The sequence below is a fragment of the Nostoc sp. CCY0012 genome (genome assembly GCF_963920855.1).
Lineage (GTDB): Bacteria > Cyanobacteriota > Cyanobacteriia > Cyanobacteriales > Nostocaceae > Cyanocohniella.
The window spans coordinates 1-10,253 of sequence record NZ_CAWUDM010000158.1; the positions used below are offsets into that span (position 1 = coordinate 1).

At 43.3% G+C, this 10,253-nt stretch carries 11 protein-coding genes; 9 read left to right on the forward strand and 2 right to left on the reverse strand.

Features of this window, described 5'->3' with window-relative positions; genetic code table 11:
* Positions 1–499: 499 nt before the first annotated feature.
* The 5 genes from ACM0OS_RS26780 to ACM0OS_RS26800 all read left to right on the forward strand — a co-directional run bounded on the left by ACM0OS_RS26780 (position 500) and on the right by ACM0OS_RS26800 (position 4,030).
* Positions 500–1,096, forward strand: coding sequence for a photosystem I assembly protein Ycf4 (locus tag ACM0OS_RS26780; protein ID WP_414546225.1), 597 nt, complete (start codon positions 500–502; stop codon positions 1,094–1,096).
* A 133-nt stretch (positions 1,097–1,229) separates the two neighbouring features.
* Positions 1,230–2,009: a peptidylprolyl isomerase gene (locus tag ACM0OS_RS26785; protein WP_414546215.1), complete on the forward strand. Its 780-nt coding sequence runs from the start codon at positions 1,230–1,232 to the stop codon at positions 2,007–2,009.
* 161 nt (positions 2,010–2,170) lie between these two features.
* On the forward strand, positions 2,171–2,530 hold the full coding sequence (locus tag ACM0OS_RS26790) for a DUF6972 family protein (protein WP_414546216.1): 360 nt from the start codon (positions 2,171–2,173) through the stop codon (positions 2,528–2,530).
* Positions 2,493–2,750 (forward strand): hypothetical protein, encoded by a 258-nt coding sequence (locus ACM0OS_RS26795; protein WP_414546217.1) that lies wholly within the window; start codon positions 2,493–2,495, stop codon positions 2,748–2,750. Before ACM0OS_RS26790 ends, ACM0OS_RS26795 begins: the two co-directional genes overlap by 38 nt.
* A 128-nt stretch (positions 2,751–2,878) precedes the next feature.
* Positions 2,879–4,030, forward strand: coding sequence for a beta-ketoacyl-ACP synthase (locus ACM0OS_RS26800; RefSeq protein WP_414546218.1), 1,152 nt, complete (start codon positions 2,879–2,881; stop codon positions 4,028–4,030).
* A 106-nt stretch (positions 4,031–4,136) separates the two neighbouring features.
* Here ACM0OS_RS26800 and menD read toward each other — a convergent pair whose 3' ends face one another.
* Positions 4,137–5,900 carry a 2-succinyl-5-enolpyruvyl-6-hydroxy-3-cyclohexene-1-carboxylic-acid synthase gene (gene menD, locus ACM0OS_RS26805; protein ID WP_414546219.1) on the reverse strand — a complete coding sequence of 588 codons (1,764 nt, stop codon included), beginning with the start codon at positions 5,898–5,900 and terminating at the stop codon, positions 4,137–4,139.
* Positions 5,901–5,981: 81 nt separating this feature from the next.
* Between menD and folB the strand changes: the two genes are divergently transcribed.
* On the forward strand, positions 5,982–6,341 hold the full coding sequence (gene folB, locus ACM0OS_RS26810; RefSeq protein ID WP_414546220.1) for a dihydroneopterin aldolase: 360 nt from the start codon (positions 5,982–5,984) through the stop codon (positions 6,339–6,341).
* An 18-nt stretch (positions 6,342–6,359) separates the two neighbouring features.
* Here folB and ACM0OS_RS26815 read toward each other — a convergent pair whose 3' ends face one another.
* The gene (locus ACM0OS_RS26815; RefSeq protein WP_414546221.1) at positions 6,360–7,529 is read right to left on the reverse strand and encodes a homocysteine biosynthesis protein; all 1,170 of its coding nucleotides are present in this window, start codon (positions 7,527–7,529) and stop codon (positions 6,360–6,362) included.
* 276 nt (positions 7,530–7,805) lie between these two features.
* Between ACM0OS_RS26815 and ACM0OS_RS26820 the strand changes: the two genes are divergently transcribed.
* From ACM0OS_RS26820 to ACM0OS_RS26830, 3 genes are all read left to right on the forward strand, one after another.
* A complete protein-coding gene (locus ACM0OS_RS26820) occupies positions 7,806–8,780 on the forward strand; it encodes a cysteine synthase A (protein ID WP_414546222.1) in 975 nt (324 codons plus the stop codon).
* Between the two features lie 75 nt (positions 8,781–8,855).
* Positions 8,856–9,188, forward strand: a complete 333-nt coding sequence (locus ACM0OS_RS26825) for a (2Fe-2S) ferredoxin domain-containing protein (protein WP_414546223.1) — start codon at positions 8,856–8,858, stop codon at positions 9,186–9,188.
* A 56-nt stretch (positions 9,189–9,244) separates the two neighbouring features.
* The gene (locus ACM0OS_RS26830) at positions 9,245–10,153 is read left to right on the forward strand and encodes a DUF5331 domain-containing protein (protein ID WP_414546224.1); all 909 of its coding nucleotides are present in this window, start codon (positions 9,245–9,247) and stop codon (positions 10,151–10,153) included.
* Positions 10,154–10,253: the final 100 nt, after the last annotated feature.

The following is a 10,253-nucleotide window of genomic DNA, read 5'->3' on the forward strand; positions in this document are numbered from 1 at the left end:
TAGTACGTCAAACCACCCTCTTGTACTGGGGGCGCGTCCTACTGCGATGGTCATTGAACTAAAATCCTCTTTTTACTAAAATTGCAACGTCTTGGAAGCAGCGCTATCGGTTATTTACCCGAATGAATGCGACTACCACGAGGAATAACGTTTTTTTTGACAATCTCAGTAGCTTACCAGCATCTGAGAATCTGAGACTTTACCATCTTGATAATCGGCACTTCTCAGAGTTATGCCATTACACGTACCATTGGCTAAATATCTAGCTTGTGGTAACTTAATGATTCTTAACTTATCACATTTGTTCGGGTTTTTGCCTAATGCACTTGCGTAAATCAGGTATTTAACACAAACCTATTACATATTATGAATATCAGAATTTTAACAATCTGACACAACTTTTCTCATAAATTTTAAAAGTCTAGACCTACAACTTGCAAGACAAGCTCGCAAAATGGCAGACTTTGAAAGGGAAGAACTCACGGGCCAAGGTAGTTCCATGACGGTATCAACAACAATTAACACAGGCGACTCACCTAATGGCGATCGCAATCCTTCAAGTACCCTGCATCAAAATGTTCTCGGTTCTCGTCGGTTGAGCAACTACTGTTGGGCAATTATCGTGACATTAGGAGCCACAGGCTTTTTGTTAGCTGGCATATCTAGTTACCTCAAAGTAAATTTACTCCTAGTTACCGATGCCACTCAACTGATTTTCGTCCCTCAAGGACTAGTGATGGGCTTATATGGCAGCGCTGGACTGCTTTTAGCTTTATACCTCTGGCTAGTTATTCTCTGGGACGTAGGCGGCGGCTACAACGATTTTAATCAAGAAACTGGCAGTATCAAAATTTTTCGTTGGGGCTTTCCAGGCAAAAACCGTCGCATCGAACTGGATAGCCGTATCCAAGATGTACAGTCTGTAAGGATTGACATTAAAGAAGGTCTCAATCCTCGTCGGGCTATTTACCTGCGCGTTAAGGGTCGTAGAGACATTCCTTTAACACGGGTAGGTCAACCGTTATCTTTAGCGGAGTTAGAAACCACAGGTGCTGAGTTAGCTAGGTTTTTGGGAGTACCCTTAGAAGGGTTGTAAAGAATTGGGAGTGGGGAGTAGGGAGTAACGAAGAAATTTCCCCCCTGCACCCTGCACCCTGCCCCCCTGCCTCTTCCCCATGACCAATTACTAATCACAGGATAAGATACATTGGTTGTGTTGGTAACTGGCTATGCGGTTCAAAGTTTCACAATTTTTAGTTTCTCTATTGATAGTCGGTGCTTTGATGTTAGGAGGATGTACACCTGATGAGGAAGCAACTTCTAACTCTTCTTCTCCTAACGCAACAGCAGGTGAGACAAACACGACTACAAATACTGAGACAACATCTGTATCAGAAAATACAAGTGAGAGTATTCCGGGAATGAAAAATTTACCACGCCTCGAAGGTATGGCTACCGTGGTGATGACCGTCAACGGTTCACCGATTACTATCGAGGTAGACGGCACAAATGCCCCAATTACATCTGGCAACTTCGTCGATTTAGTTCAAAAGGGCGTATACGATGGGTTAGTTTTCCATCGGGTAGTGCGCGAACCCCAACCTTTTGTAGTTCAAGGGGGCGATCCCCAAAGTAAAGACCCCAAAGTTCCAGCAAATAGATTAGGAACTGGTGGTTACGTTGATCCCAATACCGGAAATCAACGTTACATACCTTTAGAAATTAAGCCAAAAGGCGCAGAACAACCGATTTACGGTAAAACTATCAATCAACCACCTGAGTTACAACATAAACTGGGTGCGGTAGCTATGGCGCGATCGCAAATGCCAGACTCCGCGTCTTCACAGTTTTACTTTACCCTCGCGGATCATGCTTTCTTAGATGGTAACTACGCCGTATTTGGTAATGTTACCGAAGGCTTAGATGTCGTGAACAAAATTCAACAAGGCGATCGCATTGAATCGGCTAAGGTTACTCAAGGTGCTGAGAATTTGAAAGCAGCGCAATAATCCTTAAGCATGGGGCAATTCAATTGTGAATTTTAGATTGGCAATTTGGGATTGAGTTCAATCTAGAATCTAAGATTGCCCCTGCTTATTTATTTTGCCAAGCTTAACAGCACAATTACTGACAATAGGGGGTTAGAGAGTAATATCTGATTACTCAACTGATGAGCGGAATTGAGCGAGATATCATCCCAGATCCCCGATTAAGCCTAATCGAGCGCCATTTACCTGACACGCCTCAAGTTCAACGACTGCTACGAAGAGAAGGTAGAGCGCATGTATTCAATGATCGCAAAACCCTAGAACGAGTCACACAGGCTATTATTGCAAACGGAGAGCGAACTGGAATAGAGGATGAAGACGATGATTATGAACGATATGGACTCTACTTTTGGGAACCGATAGGTTACATAATTAAAGCAGAAGGAAGCCAAATCCCGCTTTACGACGGTGAGATCAAAATTGTGAAAACAACAGGTGAGTATCATGCAATCCCACGCACCAGCCCTCGCAGAACAGGCTAAAACATGGAAATTCATAGAACTCTGGGTTGATCCCGTTATTTTCCCACCCAAAATTTTGATGTTAGTTGTCAATGAAGATGGTACTTGTCGTATTTATAACCCTGCATCTGGCTATAAACTCGTAGTTACTCACTCTAACTATCAAGCAGCTCAAGAGTGGCTTCTTGAAGATGAATATGAACGGGTTAAGGGTCAAGTTTTAGCTGAAGAAGTTATTTAGAAGCAAAAAATCTCGCAGAAATATCATACGTTCTTTTTATCTACTTTGTAGACTACTTGCACTCATTCAAATTGGTCGTTAAGAAGAGCGAGATTCAGGTGTTGAACAATCCCTTTTTATAGTTTTACATGGTTGAAGTTGTCATCACTGGTATGGGGCTAGTTTCAGCCTTGGGTAAAAGTTTAAAGGAGAATTGGCAAAAATTAATTTTGGGTAAATCGGGGATTCAACGGTATCAACCATTTCTTGAATTATCACCACTACCTCTAGGGTTGATTGGGGAAAAACCAGCTAAGTTAAAAATGTTAACTCAGATGGTAGTTGATTCGGCTTTGCAAGATGCTGGTTTAAAACCACCTTTAATTGATTGTGCAGTTGTCATCGGTTCAAGTCGCAGTCATCAAGGATTATGGGAAACACTGGCGCGGCAAATGTATTTTGGTGAATATTCCTCTGACAGTGAAGAAAAATTAGAGGATTGGTTAGATTTTTTACCACATATGAATGCGATCGCAGCTGCAAGACAAATTGGGGCAACTAATATTGTGTTGGCACCAATGGCTGCTTGTGCTACTGGTATTTGGGCAATTTCTCAAGCGACTTTATTAATTAAAACTGGGCAATGTCAACGAGCGATCGCAGGTGCAGTGGAAGCACCGATTACACCTCTGACTTTAGCAGGCTTCCAACAAATGGGCGCTTTAGCAAAAACCGGGGCTTATCCGTTTGATGTACATCGGGAAGGCTTAGTGTTGGGTGAAGGTGCAGCTGTGTTTGTCTTGGAATCAAAAGAGTTAGCCAAGCAGCGTCACGCCAAAATTTACGGTGAAGTGTTGGGTTTTGGCTTAACGACAGATGCTTATCATGCAAATCAACCAGAACCAGAAGGCAAAAGTGCGATCGCAGCAATTCAGCAATGTCTCAAACGCAGTTCTTTGACACCGAATGATATTGATTACATTCATGCTCACGGTACAGCTACACAGCTAAATGACCGGATAGAAAGCAAAATTATACAAACTATATTTTCTCAAAAAGTCGCTGTCAGTTCTACTAAAGGTGCTACAGGTCATACATTAGGAACATCAGGAGCCTTGGGTATGGCATTTTCATTATTAGCTTTGCAGCAACAAATATTACCTCCATGTGTGGGTTTACAGACACCAGAATTTGATTTGAATTTAGTAACGACAGCGCGAAAACACAACATTAAAAATGTATTAACTTTTAGCTTTGGTTTTGGTGGTCAAAATGCCGTTTTAGCTTTGGGTAATTCGTAATTCGTAAAGCCCTGCGGGCATAGCTGCGCTTACCGCAGAGAGGACTAAAGTCCTCACTACAAACTTAAAATAATATGCCAGTTGCGTAAGTCCTATATAGAAACGCTTATGGTGGCGATAATTTTATTGAACCGCAGAAATTACCTAAATTTTCCCGTCGCCACTTAGCATCTGCTTTGCGATTTGTGCGTAACTCTAATACTCTAATTCCTGTGGTTGGCAGAGGATTGAGTCTTTGCTGTAATTGTTGCCAAGAAGTGACTAATTCATACTGAACACCGTATGTGGCACACAACTGAGCAAAATCTATATCTTGGGGAGTGGCAAAAAATTCTTCAAAAGGCGGCTCAAATTTGGCAATGGGTAACATTTCAAAAATGCCACCACCATTATTGTTAATTAAAACAATTGTCAGACTGCCAATAAATTTATTTCTGATTAAAAACCCGTTGGTGTCGTGTAATAATGCTAAATCTCCTGTTAACATCACAGCACTTTGTTGACGATGGGCAATTCCCAAAGCTGTAGAAAGCGTACCATCAATGCCATTAGCACCCCGATTAAAATGCGATCGCACACCTAAATTATTCGGTTTCCAGAAAAACTCTACATCCCTAACAGGCATACTGTTGGCAATGAATAATAAAGTTTCTGGTGGTAGCACTTGAGAAAGTAACCAAGCCGCTTTACCTTCAAACAACTCATCCATATTTCCCATAGCTTCATCAACAGCCAGCCGAACTTGGGTTTCAGCTGCACACCATTCTTTCAGGTAATCAGAATCCCCCTCATGTCTCACATCCCCCCATTCCCCCATCTTCTCAATCCCCATCCGTAGATGAATCGTTCTCCCATGCAGAGGGTCAAGATTTTGATGGCTGTTGTCAATTACCCAGCGTCGGGCTGAAGTTGCATCTATCCAATTACGCAGTTCTTTACTTGTAGGCAAATCACCGACTTGAATAATCATGTCTGGTGCTAGCTGTTTTGCTAATTGCTGATTCCGCAAAATCAAGTCATAGGTAGAAATTAAATAAGGGTTGAGGTTAGCATAATTTCTGACTGGGGAGAGTCCTTCTGCTAATACTGGCCATTTTAAAGTTTGAGAAAGTTGAGCGATCGCTTGACAATATTTTTCTGGTTCTTGGGGTTGGGCTACACCGGCGATAATGATACCGCGTTCAGATTGTTGCCATTCTTGGTAATACGGTGATGGGAAGATGGGGTGATGCAGCAATGAAGTGATGGGTGTGACGACTGCGAAAAATTCTTCTGGGTGAAATTGTGACAGTAAATCACTCAAGTCAGTGCCATCGGGGATAGGTGCTAGGGGGTCACGAAAGGGAATATTCAAATGCACTGGCCCCTGCATTGGTGATAGACAGCGCTCCCAACTATGAATTATCATTTGCCGCAGATAAGCCAGCATTTTCATGTCTGGAGACGGTAAGGCTAACTCTGCTTGCCAATTGGGGTAAGTACCATACAATTTCACCTGGTCTATGGTTTGTCCTGAGTGACAATCTCTTAATTCTGGTGGTCTATCGCTGGTTAAAACCAATAGGGGGACGCGGCTTTCTTTGGCTTCAATTAGCGCTGGGTAAAAATTCGCTCCGGCTGTTCCCGATGTACAAACTAGTACCACAGGCTTTCCTGTAACTTTCGCTCTTCCCAAGGCAAAAAAGGCGGCTGAACGTTCGTCAAGAATGGAAATGACTTCAATTTCTGGTCTTTGCTGGACAAAGGCCACTACTAAAGGTGTAGAACGTGAACCAGGGCAAATTACAGCACAATTTAATCCCAGACGCTTGAGTGTTTCGGTTAAGATATCAGCCCAAAGTTGATTAAGATTTGTATAGGCGATCGGCATCTGTAAGCTGGGGAGTTGGGAGTGGGGAGTGGTGCTAGGTCTGTATTGTTGACAAATTGCTTAATTTAATTTCAAATTCTTATGGATTGCATTCATTTAACAGGGATTCGTTGCTATGGCTACACTGGGTACTTACCAGAAGAACAAGTTTTAGGACAATGGTTTGAGGTGGATGTGAAGTTATGGCTAGATATCTCAACAGCGGCCAAGACTGACGCCATTGAAGACACTTTAGATTATCGCAGTGTGATTAACTCAATACAACATTTAGTGAAAACCGCTAAGTTTGCTTTGCTGGAAAGGTTAGTAGGTGCGATCGCAGATTCTATTCTCCAAGATTGCGATCGCGTCTCACAAGTTCAAGTGATTGTGAGCAAACCCGCAGCACCCATTCCCGATTTTGGCGGACGAATTAGTATTGAACTCACTAAAACAAGATAAATTCCCCAGTCCCCACTCTTAAAAATCCGTCCACCGATCTTGGGGTAAAAACGATCGCTCCATCGGCAGAGGTGCAACTGGTTCTGTGAGGGTAAAAGTACCTGCTTCAATCCATTGTTTTAATTCTGTGGCAATTTGCCGAGAAAAAAATAAGCTGGCCAAGGGAGCAGTCCGTACAGTTTTACCCTCGATGGTGACACGCCCAGATTTGAGTTGGGCATAACTCACCAAACCAAAGGTAGGACGCACACGTCGGGGGATAGAAAAATCTACTATTGGCGCTACTAAATCTTTGTCTTGGACTGCACAACGGGCAATGACTTCTTCGTTTAACACCGGGAGTGGCACACCTACACCCAACATTAATGAAGGGCCATAACTTTTAAAGTAACAACCCCGCACCCAACGCGCATCCATTTGTTTAGCATCACCAATTAAAGCCAAAGTAGCAGCAGGGCCAATGGGTGTCCGATTAGGCAACCGTTTTTGTAAGGGAAAGTGCTGAGTTCCTTCCCAAGCAACATAGCCAATACCACCACCTAAAAAAATCCGCGTACCAATGCCAATAAGTTGCAAATCAGGATCGTTTAACAGGGGAGAAACGGCACCAGGGTTAGAATAAACCGCATTTCCCAAACCCGGTTGTAAGGGGCCTAGATAAGTAAACAGTGGGCGATCGCCTCCGTTCACACCTACGATAAAATTTTGATAGAGATTGCGCGGATTGAATAAATAAAACTGATTGATCGTCTCACGGGTCACAGTAGTTTCAAAAGTTGCCCGTGGATAACAATCTGTTACTTGACCTTGCGCTCTAACCTGCACAGGTTTACCAGCTATTAAAGCTTCTATCACATGACCTCCGCCATGTTCCCGCACTTCCTCTCCATCCATCACATCTACCGGACAACTGGCACCCAAGTATAAATCTACGGCACCAAATCCCGAATATGCTGGGACATTATCGATCCAGCAGCGACGAATTTTAATTGGGGGGTCAGTGTGTCCGAGATTAATAATTGCACCACTGGATTCCATCGGCTCAAAAGTGCCAGTTGTAATTACATCAACTTCCTGGGTCACTTTACTCACGCCGACTTCTGCAACTCTGGCCTTTAACTCTTCAATAGTCAACACTACCGCACGTTGACGGCCGATTTTTTGATTAATTTCTGTGATTGTTCGCATTAAAAGATTGCTTGATAGTCATTGGTCATGGGTAAAATCAAATCTTCCTCATCTTCCCACTCCCAGCCTAAGTTACTATCTTTGAGTGCCACCAAGGGATTTCCAATTAAAAAAATCATCAGTCACTGTGTTGGCAGTGTCTCCCCTGCACCCTTTCCCCCTGCCTCTTCCGGTCAGGCGATCGCATACGTATTCATATTTTGGTTGAAGAAACTGTCAATCTGACCACCGCTATAAGCCAAAATTCTTATAGACAAGAACTCAGGTATAGTCACAATGGATATCAAAAATGGATTTGTCGGCACCGTTGGCAACACACCTCTGATTCGCTTAAATAGCTTCAGTGAAGAAACAGGCTGCGAAATCCTTGGTAAAGCAGAATTTCTAAATCCTGGGGGTTCCGTCAAAGACCGCGCTGCACTTTACATTATCGAAGACGCAGAACAACAAGGCCTACTCAAACCCGGTGGCACCGTGGTAGAAGGAACCGCTGGGAATACTGGCATTGGATTAGCACATATTTGCAATGCTAAAGGCTACAAATGCCTGATTATTATTCCCAACACCCAGTCACAAGAAAAAATTGATGCGTTAACGACACTAGGCGCAGAAGTTCGTCCAGTTCCTGCTGTCCCCTACAAAGACCCCAATAACTATGTCAAATTATCTGGCAGAATTGCTGCTGAGTTAGAAAATGCTATTTGGGCAAATCAGTTTGATAATTTAGCCAACCGCCGCGCCCACTACGAAACCACAGGCCCAGAAATCTGGACGCAGACCGATGGTAAAATTGATGCCTGGACTGCTGCAACAGGCACTGGTGGTACTTTTGCTGGTGTTTCTATGTACCTAAAATCACAAAATTCATCAGTAAAATGCGTAGTTGCCGATCCTATGGGTAGCGGGCTTTATAGCTACATCAAAACTGGTGAAATCAAGACAGAGGGCAATTCCATCACTGAAGGCATAGGTAACAGTCGGATTACTGCCAATATGGAAGGCGCACCAATTGACGATGCCATTCAAATAGACGACACAGAAGCTTTACGTGTTGTTTACCAACTTCTGCAAAAAGATGGTTTGTTAATGGGTGGTTCCACAGGTATTAATGTCGCAGCAGCTGTTGCCCTAGCCAAGCAGTTGGGGCCTGGACACACCATTGCTACCATTTTATGTGACAGTGGCTCCCGCTATCAGTCACGCATATTCAACCAAGAATGGTTAGCCTCAAAAGGACTTTCCATAGGTTAGGTATTAAGTATTGGGTATTGGGTATTGAGTAGAAGTTTCATCCCAATATCCAATGTATCTACCACTCATTCACATATGTCAAACACAACTCAACCATCAAACTCGCCAAAAATAGATCCATCATCTGCCTCTCAATGCGTGCGAGTGTGTCAAAATCGTACCTGTAAAAAGCAGGGTGCAGCAAAAGTATTAGCTGCTTTTACCGCTTTGCCAGTTCCCAATGTAGAAGTAACGGCCAGTAGCTGTTTAGGACAATGTGGTAATGGGCCAATGGTGCTGGTATTACCAGATATGGTTTGGTATAGCGGGGTTCAACCCAAAGAAGTACCTCTAGTGGTAGAACAACATTTACTAGGTGGTCAAAGTGTCAAACGAATGCTCTATTATCGGTTTCATCCCCAGGGATAAGCGCTTGAAAATATAAAATACTACACACTTGTTGACTGAAGCGAGGCATCTATCTAATGAATATTCAGCAGCTACGTCAATCATTGAAAATGAAGTGGCTGAGTTATTACGAGCAAAATCGTTCTTGGCTTGGCACCATGAGGGTTTGGGGTACATACAATGGAATGCGGCGTCCTTCCTCTGGTTTTATTTTGGCTACTTTGTCAGTTTTAGAATCGCAGTTGAATGAAATACTTCCTTTCATTCTCGATTTGAATGACAATCCCGATAAAATAATCACGGCTTTAGGTCTTAACTTCAATCCTGATGAAGAGTTACGTTTAGTAAATTTAGAGAGTTCTCTAACTGTAACCCCGATGGAAACTAAGTCTGTACAGGAGGAGGATTGCGAACACCAACCTGTACCACTGGTTACCGTGGCTCCGAAAATTCCTGCCTATGCTCATACGGAAGTCACAGATTCTGAACCGCTGAGTGCTAATGTACTACGGCTTCCTCAACCTGTATCATCAATGACAGCGACTAATGAGGTAGTTGGCATACACAAAACTGTGTCATCGGTTGCAGTAGTGACTAAGGTTGCACCTCCGCCTGGGCCCAAGTCACCAATGAGCTTACTCCGGCAACATCAACCATTGCGATCGCCTTTGGCAATTACTATCGATTTGCCCAGCAAAGCCAAAGTTTTACCCAAACCAGAAATCAAGGATTCGCGGTTAACTTATATACCAATTAAGTTTTGGACTCTTCTACTCAAGACAAATTGTTTAGTTGGGACTGTCTTTTTATGCCAGTTCCCCAATCCCACAGGTGACAACAATAGCAACCACGCAAAACAGCAATCACAAGAAATTGCTCGTAAATTTCCATCGACACCTCATACGAATGCTCGTAGTTTAGCTTCTTGGATAGATGAGTCGTGTCAGGGTAGAGAATACGAACGAGAAGCTGTTTCTATTCGCTGACAATAGGAGGGATGGGGCCATTGGGAAGTGTAGGTGTGGAAGCGTAGAGGGATACAGAATAAAGTTTGTCCCCTTGTCCCCTTGTCCCCTTGTCCCCTTA

Excerpts from the sequence above, each read along its gene's own strand:
- ACM0OS_RS26830 (WP_414546224.1), top strand. The coding sequence starts at position 9,245 with ATGAATATTCAGCAGCTACGTCAATCATTGAAAATGAAGTGGCTGAGT.
- ACM0OS_RS26785 (WP_414546215.1), top strand. The coding sequence starts at position 1,230 with ATGCGGTTCAAAGTTTCACAATTTTTAGTTTCTCTATTGATAGTCGGT.
- menD (WP_414546219.1), bottom strand. The coding sequence starts at position 5,900 with ATGCCGATCGCCTATACAAATCTTAATCAACTTTGGGCTGATATCTTA.
- folB (WP_414546220.1), top strand. The coding sequence starts at position 5,982 with ATGGATTGCATTCATTTAACAGGGATTCGTTGCTATGGCTACACTGGG.
- ACM0OS_RS26820 (WP_414546222.1), top strand. The coding sequence starts at position 7,806 with ATGGATATCAAAAATGGATTTGTCGGCACCGTTGGCAACACACCTCTG.
- ACM0OS_RS26825 (WP_414546223.1), top strand. The coding sequence starts at position 8,856 with ATGTCAAACACAACTCAACCATCAAACTCGCCAAAAATAGATCCATCA.
- ACM0OS_RS26815 (WP_414546221.1), bottom strand. The coding sequence starts at position 7,529 with ATGCGAACAATCACAGAAATTAATCAAAAAATCGGCCGTCAACGTGCG.
- ACM0OS_RS26800 (WP_414546218.1), top strand. The coding sequence starts at position 2,879 with ATGGTTGAAGTTGTCATCACTGGTATGGGGCTAGTTTCAGCCTTGGGT.
- ACM0OS_RS26790 (WP_414546216.1), top strand. The coding sequence starts at position 2,171 with ATGAGCGGAATTGAGCGAGATATCATCCCAGATCCCCGATTAAGCCTA.
- ACM0OS_RS26780 (WP_414546225.1), top strand. The coding sequence starts at position 500 with ATGACGGTATCAACAACAATTAACACAGGCGACTCACCTAATGGCGAT.
- ACM0OS_RS26795 (WP_414546217.1), top strand. The coding sequence starts at position 2,493 with ATGCAATCCCACGCACCAGCCCTCGCAGAACAGGCTAAAACATGGAAA.